The organism is Bacillus sp. FSL W8-0770 (genome assembly GCF_038008705.1).
Taxonomy (GTDB): Bacteria; Bacillota; Bacilli; order Bacillales; family Bacillaceae_G; genus Bacillus_A; species Bacillus_A cereus.
Genome location: NZ_JBBOZR010000002.1, coordinates 125182 through 141091, shown reverse-complemented (window position 1 = coordinate 141091; position 15910 = coordinate 125182). Strand labels below are relative to the sequence as shown.

Genomic DNA, 15910 nt, shown 5'->3' with positions numbered 1-15910 from the left:
AAATAAACAGGAGGTTTAGTTGTGAAAGAAGTGTTAGATGTAGAAACGTATTTAAAGAAAATGAAGAATCAGAAAATAAATTATGATAAAGTATTAAGAAAAATGATTAATGATTGGGAAGCAAGGAACGAAAAACCAAAGGTGTTACTTCATTCATGCTGTGCTCCTTGTAGTACTGCTTCATTGGAATTTCTTGCAGAACATGCAGATATTACGATTTTTTTCTCGAATTCGAATATCCATCCGAAAAGTGAGTACATGCGACGCTCTAATGAACAAAAGATCTTTGTAGAAAAGTTCAATGATCGTACTGGGCACACAGTAGGATTTCTTGAGGATGACTACCGTTCAAATGTATTTTTTAAAATGGTAAAAGAAGAAGGTTTGGCAGAAGAGCCAGAAGGCGGGCTTCGTTGTTCAGCTTGTTTTGATATGAGATTGGATCGTTCAGCTGAGGTAGCACAAGAAAAAGGTTTTGATTACTTTGGGAGTGCCATTACTCTTTCTAAAAATAAAAATAGTCAATTAATAAATGAACTTGGAATCGGTGTGCAAAAAAATTATGATCCGCGTTATTTACCAAGTGATTTCAAAAAAAGTAATGGATATCAACGTTCAATTGAAATGTGTAATGAATATGATGTTTTCCGTCAGTGTTATTGTGGATGTTCATTTGCAGCAGAGAAACAAGGTATAGATTTAAGATCGGTGAACAAAGATGCAATACATTATCTGAAAGAAAATAATCTTAGTTTAAAAAAATAGATTTAATGGAGAGAAATTCGATGTAAGATTAACCTATGATTTACATACGAAACGCATTATGTTTCTAAAGGAAAAACGTAAAAAGCTAAAATAGTTCGGGAATAACTCCTTACTGGTTAAAGTTCTAGAGAAGTAAAAACCAATAAGGAGTGTTTTCTTAATCTCGCATTGCCCCTGCCTCTCGGGAAGTCATTGCTCCTTGTCCTGCTCTTACATCATTTTGAATTTCTTGTTTCACTTTTTGTGCATCTGTTTCAGCAAAATCTGGTTTCATAACAGAACCAGGACTTTTTATAGCTTTTTTACGATCTTGCATACAAACCCTCCTCGATTTAACATTTAACAATCTTAGTATTTACAAAAATACACTCGTTATACTCCGAGTAGTATATTGTTTATTGAAGAAAAAATTGATTACTATAAGGTGGTAGAGGAACATAGGGAATAACAATCTTCCATTAATATCTCTCTCAAAAGTTTAGAGAAATATCTGAGGGGAAAACGCCTTTCTCTCTGTGGAAATATAAAGGAAGAATAGTGTTTTTTAATTTTGGATACAATAGTCTAATTATGCAAATAACCACTTGTTAAGGTTATTAGTAAAAGTGGGATCCAAGAATGACTAAATAGGGAATCTAATAGGTGGATATGGAAAAATTTAATTCAATATAATAAAAAACCTTTATTTAAGGCAATTAGACTTGCTTTAAATAAAGGTTCCATCAAAAAATCACTATCAATTGTTAGTTTAAAACCAAATTGAAGTGTATATATTTTATTGGGAAATCGCTTTATAGACATCAAGCAAACCATTACCAAAAAAACTTTTATTAGTAGGGGTATCATTGCTAACTCCATTTTTATAAAGATATCTCACGGCCTTATCTGGATTTTTTTTAAAATTATTTTTATCAATAATTAATGCTAAAGCACCTGACACTTTTGGAGCGGCAAGTGAAACCCCTATAGAGAGAGCATAGCCACCACCAGGGGCGGTAGTTAATATTAGTTCTTTTAACATTAACTTATTTTTTACCCACTGTTCTAAACCATATTGCTGAAATAATCTATTATCTCCTCCAGGTGCAGCAATATCTATAAAACTTTCACCATAATTTGAAAATAAGGAGAGTAATTTAGATGGACCAACAGATGAAACTGTTACTATATTTGGCAACTCAGCAGGAACATCTAATACTTCTCCAGTAAATGTTATCCCAGTATTTTCATTTTTTTTTCTAAAAAAATCATTCATTTCCTGCTTGTTAGTAACATCAAGAGCATCATTACCAGCCGCAGCAACTATAATACTTCCCTTTGATTTAGCATATTTAATGGCTTTTCTATAAGCTTTAATTTCGGATAATTCCTCACTAGATTCACCGTCTGAAGAAGATACTATACCATTGATGAGGTATTCGCCTAAACTTAAATTGATAACATCAACATTATCTTTCGCAGCTTCAACTATGGCTTTAATAACCCAAATAGCCTCACTTGCTCCATTACCAAACACTCTATACATTTTAATTCCAATACCAGGAGCAACCCCTTTCATAAAACCATTAGCTGCAACCTGTCCAGCAGTAAAAGTTCCATGTCCTCTTAGATCTATTAGGCGATTTAATTCACCTGTTTCTTGAGATTCTTGCTCTCTAAATCCACCTTTAGGTACTAAATTTTTAGATCCAGGTGAAATGTTATCTTTTAAATCAGGATGATTTATATCAATGCCTGAATCAATGATACCAACAGTTACATTTTTAGTTCCTGGATATAGTCTATAGCTATCACCATTATGGGTTACTTGTTGCATATCCCATTGATTCTCCCATATTTCATTTAAGGGTAGGGGGGAAGAGACATTGGTTGCTACTTCTCTTGAATTAAACGATTGTAATGACTTATTATATGAATCTATATTAGGATCCGAATGAACAATATTCATTGCTTTTTCGGTAGCTTTCACTTGTATAACACCAATCTCTGGGACACTATAGACTACTTGCATATCATATTTTTGAAACTTACTAGCTAGTTTTTGGTTATTTTCATAATTCTTCAACATTATAGTATAATATTGTGATTTATTTTCAGCATGAACTGTAGTAATAGGTATGAAAGTTCCGGAAATCAAGTTAATTAACAAAAGGAATTTAATTATTTTTTTCATAAAATCACCTCTTGATATTTTATGTATAATCCTTAGTTTACTAAATCGTTAATGAAAAGAGATGTTAAGGGAATTAGTGATTTGAAAAATTTATTCACTTTGATATCGATAAAATGTATTTTAGGAATAAGTTCATTAGAGAAGAGAATTAAATAAAAGGGAATGAGTAATTAAATATATAAAGTATTTAATTACTCATTACTATGATTTCAAATTTAAATTATAAATCTTTTTTTGCATATACTTTCAGAGATATTATCATTGATATAAAACCAATAATAATTGAGATGAAACAAGGCATCCATGTTAGGACAGTTGGTGAGAATGGAAAAATACTTTTGAAATCAATATCACTTGATTGTAGTCCCCTTATAAGAGTAGGAGCAACAAAAGGTATTAAAAAAGCAGTTAAAAGTGATATGATTTTGGTTTTGTCATAACCAAATTTAAACTGAACAGGAAGTAGTACACCAAATAAAATACTTAGAGTTAAAAAAGTTATTCCAAGAGCGCTAGCGCTCAGGCTTTCTATACCCGATGGTGCGACAACTGAAATGATTATACGGATAATAGCTGCACAAATAAAAATTACAAAAAGAAAAAGGTACTTCGCTTTTACAAATGCGCTTCGTGTGTATGGGGTAGCACAAAGTAAAGCCGCTCCCTTGTACTGATCCTCAAATTTGGATACCGTTCCGAACAAAATATATTCCATCAAAATAACGGTTAAAAGAAAGCTAACAAGACCGCCATCGTTTAATTGTAATTGTGAAGAAAGATAAATAGGAGCTATAGCAGCAAAAACGAGTAAGATTAGAAAATATTTTTTGACTAACAAAAAGTCTTTCATCACTAGGTTAATTAACATGGATGTTCCCCCCAATATATGAAAGCATAATCTCCTCAATAGTTGGTCTTTCTATTAATACATCAGGCATGAGTCGACGTACATCATCTTTTTTATTAGTAATCCCTTCAAATCCATAGTGAGTTTGATGTAAATTTAAAAAAAGAGGTCTTGTTTGTTTATTAATTAAGCGGTTGTCGCCCTTTACCAATGCATGTGTATCTATTAAAACATCTTTTTCATCATTTACTAAAACTTTTCCATCATCAATTAAAATAATCATATCAGCAATTTTATCTAAATCAGATGTAATATGAGTGGAAAAAAACACGCTTTTCCCCGGCTCTTTCATGAAATCAAGGAGAATATCCATTAATTCACTCCGTACTAATGGATCCAAGCCACTTGTTGGTTCATCCATTATTAATAGATCTGCATGATGGGATAGGGCTAATGCAACTGCAAATTTCATTCGCATTCCTTTGGATAGAGTAGAGATTTTTTGTTCTAGATTTAAGTTAAACTTTTTAATATAATTTTGGAAAACTGTTTCATCCCATTCAGTGTAGGATGGAGCAATAACATTTTTCATTTCCTTTACTGTTAATTCATCATAAAAATAGCCCTCGTCTAGCACAATACCAATTTTGTTTTTAGACTTTCTTTCATGCTTATCCATATCTTTTCCTAGAAAATTAATTTTCCCAGAATCTTTTAAAATAAGACCCAAAATCGCTTTAATTGTAGTGGTCTTTCCAGAACCATTTGTACCGATAAATCCTGTTATACAGTCTGTATTAAGTGAAAAGGTAACATCTTTTAACGAAAAATTTCCGTAAGATTTATTTAAATTATTTACTTCTAACACAACATTCATTTTTCATTCTCCTCCTCTAAAATTAAATCTAAAATTGAATGGAGATCATCTGCATGAATACCTATACTACGAGCCATTTGACAAACTTCAGTAAGTTTAACTTCTACCATCCGGCGTTTGGACTCCATTAACAACTCTAAATTTGTAGGAGCTACATAGGTCCCTTTTCCAACCTTTGTAATAATAAAGCCTTCTGTTTCTAATTCTGCATAAACTCTTTTTGTAGTAAGTACACTTACATGTAAGTCGTTAGCAAGTGAGCGGATTGATGGTAATTGTTCACCCTCTTTTAATTCATTGTTAAATATGGATTCCTTAATTTGCTCCTTTATCTGTTGATATAAAGGCAGACTTGATACATTACTTAAGACTATTTTCATTAAACAACCTCTCTATCGATGAGTGTTATGTTATGTAATGCACACCATACACACCATACACAGTTAACATTATAAATTATAAAAAGCAGTTTAACAAGATATACTGCGATTAAATAACTTTTCATAAATAAAATTTTTAGTATCAGTTAATAAAGATATTTGTTATTTTAAATAAACCAAAAAGAAAGTTTTGTAAATATATGTCACAAAATATTAAAGAAACACACACAAAATGTTTGAAATTTTTTGATTGTTTTTAGAAAACATAGGGAGTTATACTTTAGTCGCACCACACAATACAGAAAAGGGGGTAGGTCAAATGGAAACACCAGTAGTACAACCAAGGGACTGGACTTGTTGGAGTTGTTTAGTATGTGCAGCATGTTCTGTGGAATTATTAAATTTAGTTACTGCGGCAACAGGGGCTAGTACTGCAAGCTAATATCCTTTAAGAAGTTTTTTGGTTAAAAGCACTAAGAGAATGAGCACTTTTGGTCAAATTAGACTTTCTAGGAGAAAAATAAATAATCAAAAAGGAGATGTTCTAAATGGAAACACCAGTAGTACAACCAAGGGATTGGACTTGTTGGAGTTGCTTAGTATGTGCAGCATGTTCTGTGGAATTATTAAATTTAGTTACTGCGGCAACAGGGGCTAGTACTGCAAGCTAATATCCTTTTAGAAGTTTTTTGGTTAAAGGCACTAAGAGAATGAGCACTTTTGGTCAAATGAATTTTCTAGAAGAAAAATAAATAACCAAAAAGGAGATGTTCTAAATGGAAACACCAGTAGTACAACCAAGGGATTGGACTTGTTGGAGTTGCTTAGTATGTGCAGCATGTTCTGTAGAGTTATTAAATCTAGTTACTGCGGCAACTGGAGCTAGTACTGCAAGTTAAAATTTAAAAATGTGAGAGTGTTTATGGTGAAATTAAATTAGGACTTATTCTAATGACAAACAGTTATGTTAAGAATAAGTCCTATAAATTTATCGAAAACGAGTATGGGATTTTTGTAATACATAAACTAAAAACAAATTTAAATTTTATAGGAGATGATTAAAGTGAATGGCTATTTATTTTGGAAAGAAAAGCTAGAAATAAGAAAATTCACATCAAATTATGAATCTATGTTGGTAGTTCATAAAAACCCAAACGAGAGCGCTCCCACACTCAAAAACGAAAATACATTTACGATAAATAAAACCGCCACTGAAATTATTGAGTTAATTGATGGTACTAAAACATATGGACAAGTTGTATCTTTCTTGTCTTTAAAATACAGTGAAGATCCAATAAGTATTGAAAAGAAATTAAATGCATTTTTAAATAATGTATCCAAAGTTTACAATATGAACATTGGTACGCAAGAAGAACCTATAAATGTACCAGTTAATTTAATTGAAGAACAGACTATATATCCAAAAGTGGCTTCAATTGAAATCACAAACAGATGTAATGTAAGATGTCGTCATTGCTATGGAGATTTTGGAGCAGTAAAGCCAAAAGTAATGAGCTTAGATCAAATAAAATCCTTATTAGATGACTTAAATAATATAGGAGTGAAATTAATTGAACTTACGGGCGGTGATATAACAGTACATCCAAATCTAAAAGAGATATTGTTATATGCACTTAACTTGGATTTTTCTCAAATAACACTGTTGACCAATGGTATAGCTCTTTCTGATAAAGTTATGGACATAATAATAAAAAATAAGTCGAAAACATTTGTGCAAATTGATATGCATAGCTTAGATGATAATTATTTGACTTGGTTCTTTAAAGTTCCTAATACACTTCATAAAATTAAAAATAACATAATGAAATTAGCCGAAAATGATGTTCGTTTACGGATCGCCACAATAGTTACACATTTGAATGTGCACGAGGTAGAAGATATAGCTGAATGGGTACATAATTTAGGGATTGATAGTATTGGGGTATCTCCAGTAATACCCATGGGAAGAGCCTTAGGATGTAGTGATCTTTATTTAAATGAAGAGGATGTTAAAACATATGGTGAAGCATTGTTGAAAATAAATAAAAAATATCCTAAATTTGTTTCATTATATGAAGGTGCGCGCGCTGAGATTAGGAATTGTGGTGCAATAACATCACATATTGTGATTGCGCCTGATGGTGAAATTAAAATGTGTACTATGCATAGTTTAGATGATTTGAAAAACAGTATAGGTAATGTTTTTGAACAGAATATTAAAGATATTTATGATGAAAAATTCAAATACATTAATGCATTTTTTAACTTACAAGCACCTCAAATGGACTCTGAGGAATGTAAAGAGTGTGAAAATAAACGTTTTTGTAGTACATGCTTCTTAAGAAGCTTTATAAAAGCACAAGAAATTGGTGATAAATGTAAATGGTTTAAAAATCATGTCCCTGAAATAATTAAGGAGCCATTAATGGTAGGGCAAAATTAGTATGATTGGATGAGATGAATATTGTTAAGTTTCTGAGGATAAACCAATATAATTCCATAGATAATGCGTCGGGATAAGGTCTCAAGATATCTATGGAATTATATAAACCTCATTATATTGATTCGTAAATTAATATAATAAATAGACAAAGGAGGAGAAAGAGGGTGAATAAGAAGATAAATAAACAAGATGAAATTCAAATTTCTTATAAAGAGTTATTATTTTTATATCCGTATTTGAAAAATACAAAAACTTTGTTAGCTTTTGGTTTAATTGGGATGGTTATAGCTTCTTTGATTATCGCACCGATACCATATATTATTGGCTATATTATTGATAAAGTTATACTATTAAACAAAAGCTACGATCAATTATTAAAAACAACTCTTATACTCTTATTAATTTATTGTATTAACTATTTAATATCGATAGGTTATGAGTATTTATTTACTCGTGTACAACAAAATGTAGTTAATGAAATTCGATTATCTATGATAAGTAATATTATAGATGCGCCTCTTTCTTATATTAATCAGAAGGAGAAAGGTTACATTCTTAGCAGAATTGCTGAATCTGGTAATGTAAGTGCATTATTTTCTCCCAATTTATTAAGGGTTTTTTCAGGTATATTCGATTTTTTCTTTGCTTTATTTATAATGTTTAATTTAAGTGTTAAACTTACAGGTATCATAGTAATTATTATCCCAATATATTTTGTAATATCCAAACATTCATCTAAAATGATATCAAAAAGTACCACAAACGTATACGAGTCATCGGCAGTATTAAACGCAGAAATGTATGAAACCTTAAATGGAATAGAGGATATAAAATTATTAAACGGTAAAAATATACAAACCAATAAGATTAAGAGTAAATTAAATAATGTAATTAAAAGTACGCTAAAACAAAGTTTACATTTTATTTTCTTTATGCAAAATTTAATAGTAACAAATAACTTTGTTACAGTAATAGTATTACTGGTATCAGGTATTTTAATTTTACAAAACCAGCTTACTATAGGGGTGTATACTTCATTTTCAATTTATATGGCTAAACTTCTTGCGACTACCCAAGCTTTAGGCAGCTTAGATATAACTCTAAAACCCGTGTGTATTAGTATTAAGAGAATTAAGGAGTTCTTCAATTTAGATGTTGAAAATACACTAGGTACAAATATAATGAAAGAACCAATTAATTCAATAGAATTTAAAGATGTTTGTTTTAAATATAATGGAAATAGTGATTTGATATTTGATCATTTAAACGTGCAAATTGAAAAGGGTGACAAGTTATTAATTGATGGTATAAATGGATCAGGAAAATCTACCTTTATAAAATTATTAACAGGTTTATATCAACCTGAAAGTGGAAAGATATTGATAAATAATATTGACTATAACTTAATACATAAAGAAAGTGTTAGAGATAGAATAGGTATAGTTTCACAAAATATATTTTTGTTTAAAGGAACTATATTAGATAACATATTATATGGACAAACAAATAAAACGAAAGAAGATGTAGTTAAGTTAATGAAAAGGTATCATTTAACATCACATCTCAACAGATTTGAGAATGGATTAGATACTATAATTGTACAAGATGGTTCCAGTGTTTCAGGAGGTCAAGCACAATTTATAGCCTTTTTAAGGGCTATCCTCACAAAAAGGGATATAATAATATTAGATGAAGCAGCATCTAATTTACATATTGATACAAGAAATCTTATGTATGAGATACTTCAAAATTATAATCTTTGTAATATATTAATTATGATTTCACATCAGCAAGATGGCTTGTATTTTCTCAATAAAACATTAGAACTTACACATGGTAATAAAAGAGTTGCTTTAAATGGTAGTATGCTTTAATCATCATGCTTTCATAGAAGGGAGCATCCTAATTATGTCAAAAATGAAACTTATTAATTTTGATACATATAGAAATTCAATAGTTTTATTTGAGAACACTGGCGAGATTATATCAGTGTCAGCTCATTTTCAATTTTTTGAAGGAAGTGAAAGCTATATTCAAGGTTTTATTGATAATGAAGAAGTTATTCACTTTAAATCTAATAATCCTGGTCCAACTATTTCTATATATCGATTTACGCCTAAGAATATTACCAAATTAATTATATCAAGTGAAAATAGAACACATGGAATGGTCACATTGTATACTTCAGAAATATAGCTAACATCTAAATTTTTTAATAGTTAATACGATGAAGTCTTGGATTAAGATCGTTTGTATAACATTATTTGTTTTTAAATAGCAGCTATATAATCAAAAAAAGGAATCCTTTATTATAAGGTATTCCTTTTTTTGATTATAATATTAAATTTATTATAGGGCTTCTTTACCCATCGGCATTTAACTAAAGCGAAATTGTAAACCTAAAATAACATTATCCATTCCTATAATTCTACAGAAAGAAAAGTGTATTTTTTACAAAATGTATGTGATGTCACGAATAATTAAAAAGTTATTCAATAAAAAAGCTAACTGCCGCATTTAAACATATTGAAAGTAACTAATTTAGTTATATATCAATCAACCACGTCCAGCTTGGAAAGATGGATATAGCGACATACCACCATCAGCAAACAGTGTAATACCTGTTACATAGCTCGCTTGTGAAGAAGCAAGCCATGCTGCTACCGCTGCAATTTCTTTCGGTTCTCCGATATATCCCATAGGAACCATACTTTCAACATCGGCACGTTTTTCTGGATCCGCAAATTTTTCAGCATTAATCGGCGTATTCATAGCACCAGGCCCAATATTATTTACACGGATTCCTTTTGGTGCATATTCTAGTGCTAATGTTTCTGTCATTAGCTTAACGCCACCTTTACTTGCTGCATAGTGTACAAATAATGGCCATGGAATTTGCTCGTGAACGCTTGACATATTAATAACACTACCTTTAATATCATGCTCAACAAAATATTTAATTGCTTCCCGGCTCCCTAAGAAAGCCCCTGTTAAATTCGTAGCAATTACCTTATTCCAATCACTTAATGGCATTTCATATGAAGGTACTGCATTTTCAATACCCGCATTATTAATCATGACATCCAGTGTACCAAATTCTTTCACAGCAGATTTAACGAGATTGATAACATCTGATTCAACTGTTACATCTCCTTTTACCGCAATCGCTTCTCCACCTGCTTGTTTAACTACTTGTACTACCTCATTTGCTTCTGATTCGTTTGAATAATAATTAATTACAACTTTGGCTTGTTCTTCTCCAAAACGAATTGCCATCGCTCTTCCTAATCCTGTGGATGCACCCGTAATAACAACAACTTTCCCTTTTAAATCTGTATACATAATTTTTTCCTCCTTTTTATCCTTTAGCAATTCCTAACATAATGCCAGCTGCAATAATGAAGATAATTCCAATGACAATCGCAATAAATTGTCGTTTTGTTTTCTTTTCACCTAATATAAAAATTCCACCTAAAGTTGAGATCACGATCCCCATTTGGGAAAGGGAAAAGCTTGTTGCCACCCCTACACGCGGTTGGGAAATAAATAAAAACATATTTCCTGCTGCCCAAATTAAACCAGGAATAATATTGCGAATCGCATATTTATTAAATGGTTGATGCTTAAAGGTTAGTAGAATTCCACCTAACACCATACCAATGGCTTGTGGTAATAACGCTGACCATCCGTCTATACCGAATAGGCGGATAATTACCACATATACTAAGTAACCAAGAGTTGAAATTAATAACATCACAATCCCTTTTTTGAAATTTCCTGTTTGTTCATCGTTTTTCTCCTCTTTGCTTTGGAGAGATGTGAGAACGATTCCAATTATGATACAAAGTAGTGCCAGAACACCTAATACAACAGATGTTGTTGTTGACCATTCATGAAATACAATGACCCCAAATAAAGTAGTCGAAACTAATTGCATCCCTGTTGAAATAGGCATTGTTTTAGAAACCCCAATTAAATCAATACTTTTCAATTGATTGGCTTGTCCTAATGCCCAAAATAGGCCAGATATAATCCCGACAATTATCATCACGGGCGTCAAAACGGGTTTTATAAAAATATAAACACCAATAGAAAAAACTAGAGCGCCAAGGGTAGTTCCAAGTATTTGACTGTAAGGACCGCCTCCTAGTTTAACGTTGAAGAGTACAATACTTCCCCAAAATAATGCTGGTAAAATCGCTAATAAAATATCCATTTTTTCTAACCTTCCTAAAACATATTTATTAAGTTGAATGCTTGTACGAGATAGTATCTTTGTGTCGAGGGAATTATTTTAGAATAAGAGAAATTTTTCGTTTTTCTACCCGTAATATTTGTTTACCCAAAATAAAAGTAAAATAACATCATGTTGAAAAAGAAAATAACTAGCACGAAATAAAAAAAGTTATTAGAAAGAATATGCCCAATACAATTTCAAGTTTTGAAAATAGGAATAATGGAGAAAAACTTGATGCAAAATTAAGCTATGTTATACAAAAACAAAGCATTATGTTTATACATGAGAAAAAGAAATAATATCGTAAAATCTTTAATTTCGTATATAAAATTAATAAGAATTATGATATGATGAAAGTAACAAAATACTTCTAAAACTATCTTGCAAAAGGACACACCTACGCATACATATGCGATAGGTGTGTCCTTTTTTATTTGTTTTTAAGATTTCAAGACTGAAAAGGGGGATGTATATTGTGTACCAGTAATATAGCATCTACTAATGTTTCTTTTGAAAAATTGAAAAGTCAGGAAGAGAATGAAAAAAACATAGTGTCAATATGCCCGAATTGTAAGAAACGCTCATTTAGAGCACTTTATAATGATTATCCAAAATGGATACAGTATTGCCTATGTTGTAATTATCGAGAAGTAAATACAATAGAGAGTCCGTTTGTTTATTAGATGTAGCTATTTACGTATTTTGATTAGGAGGAAGAATTTCCGATATGAAAATATGAATTAAGGCTATTTGTATAACATCATTTGTATTTCAAATGACAGCATATAGCAATTCGACGCAAACAAAAAATGATTCGAGACCTGTCCAAGCAGTACAAAACGGAATACAACAGCACGTAGAAGGGAAAGGTATTGTTGATATTCCAGGGGATTATAAGGGGAAATTAAAAGACTTAGAGACCGTTAAAGGGAAGGTATTACATATAAAAGACAGAGATACAATAGACGTAAACGTAAAGGGGCAGAAACAGACGGTAAGGTTACTGTTATTAGATACCCCTGAGTCTGTATCTCAAAAAATTCCACCACAAAAGATGGGAAAAGAACCATCTTCCTTTTTAAAGAAACAACTAGAAGGGAAAAGTGTAACATTTGTTTATGATCGGGGACCAAAAGAAGACAAATACGGTAGAAAATTGGCTTATGTATTTTGCGATGGAATACACATCAACGAATTAATGGTCAAGTCGGGTTATGGGATTATAGCATATATTTCTAGACCTAATACTACAATTCTATCTGAAATGAAAGAAGCAGAAAATGAAGCAAAAGAATCAAAGGTTGGCGTATGGAGCATTAAAGGCTTTGTAGATGAAAAGAACCAGCATTATAACCGTAAAGATGCAGCTTAACACCCTAACTCATTGCAATACAAATATTTGTGCAAAATGGAGGTTTTTTGAATGAATGAAAACAAAAGAAATATGCTCTTATCCTTTATCATTTCAATTTTATTTATTTTCGCGAGTCTATTGCCATTTAGTAATAATGAATATGTGTATGTTATCTCCAAAATTGGTGCTGCAGCAGGTGTAATAAATATTGTGATGATGAGCGTTTTCTTGTATTTTCAAAGCAAAAAAACGGGATATTTATTAAATTGGTAATTAAAGCTAAATAGTTTTCCTTACTCATATCCTTTTAAGTTTGGTAAGGAAAGCCGAAAAGGAGTGTGAAAGGTGAGTCAAGTACCTGGATTTTTAAAGTTTGTTTTAGCGAAAGAAAGACGGTATGTATATTTAGTTGTAGGAGAAAAGAAAAACAAAAAAGTACATACACACATGGTATATAGATTTGGTTCGCTAGAAAAAGCATTAGAAACCATGTACGAAATGCGTGGTGATTTTGAAAATCTTTTCCCTCTAGAATTAAAAGAGAGGGGATACGACTGAGAAGATATCAATGATTGGATACTTTCTATTGAAACAGGGTACTCGAAACACGGAAATAAACTAGTCATATACTAGCAAATGTTTTGTATTTTAAAAAATAGGTGAGGCGAAAATAAGATGTTGATCATTCAAAAGTATCACATTGTAATTGCTTGGACGATAGCTACTAGTGCAATGTTAATTAGTTTGTTTTTTAGTGAATGGATGAAGCTGCCGCCATGTGATTTGTGCTGGTACCAAAGAATGGCCATGTATCCATTAGTATTAATATTGGGGGTAGGGATATATAGAAAAGATTCGCACGTAAGCACGTATGCATTTCCATTTGCGTGTATCGGTTTAATGTTATCTGTATATCAAATTACAATTCAAGCGTTTCCTAATAGTGAGATGCAGATTTGTTCAGTAGGAGTTTCTTGCACAAAAGATTACTTAAATTTATTCGGTTTCATCTCGATACCTATGCTATCTTTTGTTGGATTTTTAGCTATCATAATACTTCTATATATTAAATCTGAGAGAGACAAAAGAATAAACAATACAGCGATTATGAACAATATGCTCGAATAAACAAAAAATACCTATAAATAGATAAAAAATATAAAGAAATTAAAAAAGGAGAAATAAAAAATGACAACAATGCAAGTAAGTAATGAAATGTACAAAATTCCAGAGGCGGATATAGAACTATTAAAAATTATGGCCCATCCAGTTAGATTACAAATTGTGAAGGAGCTAGAACGCCACAAAATTTGTAATGTAACACAGTTAACAGAGCTATTAGATGTTCCTCAATCTACCGTATCTCAGCATTTATCTAAAATGCGTGGAAAAATTCTTCGCTCAGAAAGAAGAGGATTAGAGATGTATTATCATATTGTGAATTCCAAGGCATGTCAGATTGTCGGAGTATTAGGTATTTAATTCTACATTGAAATAGGATGATAGAAAGAGTGTTGTTAAATATAGCTGCAAAAGATGATGTACTGCAGAATGATAAATTCACAAGCTTAAAGTTTAGTCCTTCTAATAATGGAGGAGCTGACTGTGGTGAAAAATTGATATAGGAGTTACTAAAAAAGAGTGCAGTACATGTGCATTCTTTTTCTTTGTGCCATAGCTACAATAGATAAAGTATTTTGTTTTGCTATGCGAAAACGATATTTTTGACTTTTTAAGCAAAGAAAATATTTAGTTTACTGATTTGTATAGTTAGAATTAAAGTTTAGAATATTCTGTGTCAACATTATCAATTTACTATAGTTTCCAATTATGTAAAGATAGAATTGATTATAATTTTCCGTAAATATTAGATTGAAAACTATTATAAGGGGAATTTGAGTATTTATAGCTTGTTTATAAACGATGATTGGGGGATACAGACAATAGGGTGATCAAGTACTGGTAGAATTTATTAAACGAAATGAGGTGACTTTAACTTGAGAGAAATTGCGAAAAAAGTACAAATGTTACGTTTACAGGAGGAGCATTCCGGGCGTAAGGCAGACGCAGAACAGTATTCTTCCAAGCGATGTAAAATAGAAAGAGAGGGTATTAATTTAGAAAAAAATAGAGTTAAAAAACGAACTCAAAAATTTCAAACGTCAGAAGAAAAATGGGACATAAAATGTAAAAAAGCAGTACAATTATTTAATCAAGGAGAGGAATATCCAACTATTGCAAAAAATCTGAAGTGCAATGTGAGTGGTTTGTATAGAGAACTTAAGAAACGGGGCACATTACAAACACCAAAGCAGGTAGCAGTATCTAAATCATTAAAATCACCCATAACATCAACACGAACAAAAAAAACAAATTTTGAGAGATATAAAGAATATTATATGTACAAATAGAAGAATTCATGGCTATAAATCTATACTTAATTCTTTAGTGTTAAAAAGCTCAGATTATAAAAGGTACAATGAAAAAATGCATGTTTAGCAGCAAATCTTCTTACAGTATTGATAGAGCATCTTTTTATTTTTTAGGATATTTTTGCATCTAACAAATATTGAAGGCTATTACCTGTTGCTTAGATCATAAAAATATTCATAAAACTAAATCCTTACTTATATTTGTTGAGTAGTTGGTTAAGAAGAGTTTTTTTGCAAATGTTAAAATAAGAATACTTTGTCCAAAGCAAAAGAATCCCCATGTCATAAAGGATTCTTTTAGGAGAGTTAGAGAGATGTTGTCACTTGACTCATATTGATTTTACGATAAAAAGAAAGAATATTCAATTTTATTATATATTTCTCAATATATTTCTTTTATTT

The 15910-nt window shown here is 31.0% G+C and carries 20 protein-coding genes and 1 pseudogene; 14 read left to right on the top strand and 7 right to left on the bottom strand.

What is annotated here, in order from left to right; all coding sequences use genetic code 11:
• Window positions 1-30: 30 nt before the first annotated feature.
• The gene (locus NST27_RS27535) at window positions 31-765 is read left to right on the top strand and encodes an epoxyqueuosine reductase QueH (protein WP_033689796.1); all 735 of its coding nucleotides are present in this window, start codon (window positions 31-33) and stop codon (window positions 763-765) included.
• 157 nt (window positions 766-922) lie between these two features.
• On the opposite strand, the gene NST27_RS27530 is transcribed toward NST27_RS27535, so the two are convergent.
• The 5 genes from NST27_RS27530 to NST27_RS27510 all read right to left on the bottom strand — a co-directional run bounded on the left by NST27_RS27530 (window position 923) and on the right by NST27_RS27510 (window position 5042).
• On the bottom strand, window positions 923-1081 hold the full coding sequence (locus NST27_RS27530; RefSeq protein WP_001153998.1) for a hypothetical protein: 159 nt from the start codon (window positions 1079-1081) through the stop codon (window positions 923-925).
• A gap of 459 nt (window positions 1082-1540) precedes the next feature.
• Window positions 1541-2938, bottom strand: coding sequence for a S8 family peptidase (locus tag NST27_RS27525; RefSeq protein WP_000720286.1), 1398 nt, complete (start codon window positions 2936-2938; stop codon window positions 1541-1543).
• 220 nt (window positions 2939-3158) lie between these two features.
• Window positions 3159-3806, bottom strand: coding sequence for an ABC-2 transporter permease (locus tag NST27_RS27520; protein ID WP_000906771.1), 648 nt, complete (start codon window positions 3804-3806; stop codon window positions 3159-3161).
• Complete coding sequence (locus NST27_RS27515; protein WP_001103609.1) at window positions 3796-4662, bottom strand: ABC transporter ATP-binding protein; 867 nt, start codon at window positions 4660-4662, stop codon at window positions 3796-3798. The genes NST27_RS27520 and NST27_RS27515 overlap by 11 nt, the downstream gene beginning before the upstream one ends.
• Complete coding sequence (locus NST27_RS27510) at window positions 4659-5042, bottom strand: GntR family transcriptional regulator (RefSeq protein ID WP_000706800.1); 384 nt, start codon at window positions 5040-5042, stop codon at window positions 4659-4661. Before NST27_RS27510 ends, NST27_RS27515 begins: the two co-directional genes overlap by 4 nt.
• Before the next feature lie 319 nt (window positions 5043-5361).
• Here NST27_RS27510 and tucA (NST27_RS27505) point away from each other — a divergent pair, with 319 nt between their 5' ends.
• The 6 genes from tucA (NST27_RS27505) (at window position 5362) to NST27_RS27480 (ending at window position 9681) form a co-directional block, all read left to right on the top strand.
• Entirely contained in the window at window positions 5362-5484 is a 123-nt protein-coding gene (tucA, locus tag NST27_RS27505; protein ID WP_000449799.1) for a subclass IId bacteriocin thuricin17, read from the top strand.
• Window positions 5485-5590: 106 nt separating this feature from the next.
• Window positions 5591-5713, top strand: coding sequence for a subclass IId bacteriocin thuricin17 (gene tucA / locus NST27_RS27500; RefSeq protein WP_000449799.1), 123 nt, complete (start codon window positions 5591-5593; stop codon window positions 5711-5713).
• Window positions 5714-5818: 105 nt separating this feature from the next.
• Complete coding sequence (gene tucA / locus NST27_RS27495) at window positions 5819-5941, top strand: subclass IId bacteriocin thuricin17 (RefSeq protein WP_000449799.1); 123 nt, start codon at window positions 5819-5821, stop codon at window positions 5939-5941.
• A gap of 155 nt (window positions 5942-6096) precedes the next feature.
• A complete protein-coding gene (locus NST27_RS27490) occupies window positions 6097-7485 on the top strand; it encodes a radical SAM/SPASM domain-containing protein (protein ID WP_002197114.1) in 1389 nt (462 codons plus the stop codon).
• A 164-nt stretch (window positions 7486-7649) separates the two neighbouring features.
• Window positions 7650-9359, top strand: a complete 1710-nt coding sequence (locus tag NST27_RS27485) for an ABC transporter ATP-binding protein (protein WP_001035121.1) — start codon at window positions 7650-7652, stop codon at window positions 9357-9359.
• Between the two features lie 34 nt (window positions 9360-9393).
• Window positions 9394-9681 carry a hypothetical protein gene (locus tag NST27_RS27480; protein WP_001988054.1) on the top strand — a complete coding sequence of 96 codons (288 nt, stop codon included), beginning with the start codon at window positions 9394-9396 and terminating at the stop codon, window positions 9679-9681.
• Between the two features lie 360 nt (window positions 9682-10041).
• Here the strand turns inward: NST27_RS27480 and gdh are convergent, their stop codons facing one another.
• Window positions 10042-10827 (bottom strand): glucose 1-dehydrogenase, encoded by a 786-nt coding sequence (gene gdh / locus NST27_RS27475; RefSeq protein WP_000287798.1) that lies wholly within the window; start codon window positions 10825-10827, stop codon window positions 10042-10044.
• Between the two features lie 16 nt (window positions 10828-10843).
• Window positions 10844-11701, bottom strand: coding sequence for a RhaT/GlcU family sugar-proton symporter (locus tag NST27_RS27470; protein ID WP_000353533.1), 858 nt, complete (start codon window positions 11699-11701; stop codon window positions 10844-10846).
• Window positions 11702-12195: 494 nt separating this feature from the next.
• Between NST27_RS27470 and NST27_RS27465 the strand changes: the two genes are divergently transcribed.
• The 7 genes and pseudogenes from NST27_RS27465 to NST27_RS27435 all read left to right on the top strand — a co-directional run bounded on the left by NST27_RS27465 (window position 12196) and on the right by NST27_RS27435 (window position 15487).
• Window positions 12196-12405, top strand: a complete 210-nt coding sequence (locus NST27_RS27465) for a hypothetical protein (RefSeq protein ID WP_000337626.1) — start codon at window positions 12196-12198, stop codon at window positions 12403-12405.
• 92 nt (window positions 12406-12497) lie between these two features.
• Window positions 12498-13094 carry a thermonuclease family protein gene (locus NST27_RS27460; protein WP_000128121.1) on the top strand — a complete coding sequence of 199 codons (597 nt, stop codon included), beginning with the start codon at window positions 12498-12500 and terminating at the stop codon, window positions 13092-13094.
• A gap of 51 nt (window positions 13095-13145) precedes the next feature.
• On the top strand, window positions 13146-13349 hold the full coding sequence (locus tag NST27_RS27455; protein ID WP_061661865.1) for a hypothetical protein: 204 nt from the start codon (window positions 13146-13148) through the stop codon (window positions 13347-13349).
• 72 nt (window positions 13350-13421) lie between these two features.
• A pseudogene (locus NST27_RS27450) lies at window positions 13422-13709 on the top strand (hypothetical protein).
• 42 nt (window positions 13710-13751) lie between these two features.
• Window positions 13752-14204 carry a disulfide oxidoreductase gene (locus NST27_RS27445; RefSeq protein ID WP_000905546.1) on the top strand — a complete coding sequence of 151 codons (453 nt, stop codon included), beginning with the start codon at window positions 13752-13754 and terminating at the stop codon, window positions 14202-14204.
• A gap of 60 nt (window positions 14205-14264) precedes the next feature.
• Entirely contained in the window at window positions 14265-14558 is a 294-nt protein-coding gene (locus NST27_RS27440; protein ID WP_000210393.1) for an ArsR/SmtB family transcription factor, read from the top strand.
• 515 nt (window positions 14559-15073) lie between these two features.
• Window positions 15074-15487 (top strand): hypothetical protein, encoded by a 414-nt coding sequence (locus tag NST27_RS27435; RefSeq protein ID WP_061661866.1) that lies wholly within the window; start codon window positions 15074-15076, stop codon window positions 15485-15487.
• Window positions 15488-15910 lie beyond the last annotated feature (423 nt).

What these genes read in the sequence shown, in the direction of transcription:
- NST27_RS27520 (WP_000906771.1), bottom strand. Translation starts at nt 3,806, where the DNA reads ATGTTAATTAACCTAGTGATGAAAGACTTTTTGTTAGTCAAAAAATAT.
- NST27_RS27490 (WP_002197114.1), top strand. Translation starts at nt 6,097, where the DNA reads ATGATTAAAGTGAATGGCTATTTATTTTGGAAAGAAAAGCTAGAAATA.
- tucA (WP_000449799.1), top strand. Translation starts at nt 5,819, where the DNA reads ATGGAAACACCAGTAGTACAACCAAGGGATTGGACTTGTTGGAGTTGC.
- tucA (WP_000449799.1), top strand. Translation starts at nt 5,362, where the DNA reads ATGGAAACACCAGTAGTACAACCAAGGGACTGGACTTGTTGGAGTTGT.
- NST27_RS27515 (WP_001103609.1), bottom strand. Translation starts at nt 4,662, where the DNA reads ATGAATGTTGTGTTAGAAGTAAATAATTTAAATAAATCTTACGGAAAT.
- NST27_RS27530 (WP_001153998.1), bottom strand. Translation starts at nt 1,081, where the DNA reads ATGCAAGATCGTAAAAAAGCTATAAAAAGTCCTGGTTCTGTTATGAAA.
- NST27_RS27525 (WP_000720286.1), bottom strand. Translation starts at nt 2,938, where the DNA reads ATGAAAAAAATAATTAAATTCCTTTTGTTAATTAACTTGATTTCCGGA.
- NST27_RS27440 (WP_000210393.1), top strand. Translation starts at nt 14,265, where the DNA reads ATGACAACAATGCAAGTAAGTAATGAAATGTACAAAATTCCAGAGGCG.
- NST27_RS27445 (WP_000905546.1), top strand. Translation starts at nt 13,752, where the DNA reads ATGTTGATCATTCAAAAGTATCACATTGTAATTGCTTGGACGATAGCT.
- NST27_RS27480 (WP_001988054.1), top strand. Translation starts at nt 9,394, where the DNA reads ATGTCAAAAATGAAACTTATTAATTTTGATACATATAGAAATTCAATA.
- NST27_RS27455 (WP_061661865.1), top strand. Translation starts at nt 13,146, where the DNA reads ATGAATGAAAACAAAAGAAATATGCTCTTATCCTTTATCATTTCAATT.
- tucA (WP_000449799.1), top strand. Translation starts at nt 5,591, where the DNA reads ATGGAAACACCAGTAGTACAACCAAGGGATTGGACTTGTTGGAGTTGC.
- NST27_RS27470 (WP_000353533.1), bottom strand. Translation starts at nt 11,701, where the DNA reads ATGGATATTTTATTAGCGATTTTACCAGCATTATTTTGGGGAAGTATT.
- NST27_RS27510 (WP_000706800.1), bottom strand. Translation starts at nt 5,042, where the DNA reads ATGAAAATAGTCTTAAGTAATGTATCAAGTCTGCCTTTATATCAACAG.
- NST27_RS27460 (WP_000128121.1), top strand. Translation starts at nt 12,498, where the DNA reads ATGACAGCATATAGCAATTCGACGCAAACAAAAAATGATTCGAGACCT.
- gdh (WP_000287798.1), bottom strand. Translation starts at nt 10,827, where the DNA reads ATGTATACAGATTTAAAAGGGAAAGTTGTTGTTATTACGGGTGCATCC.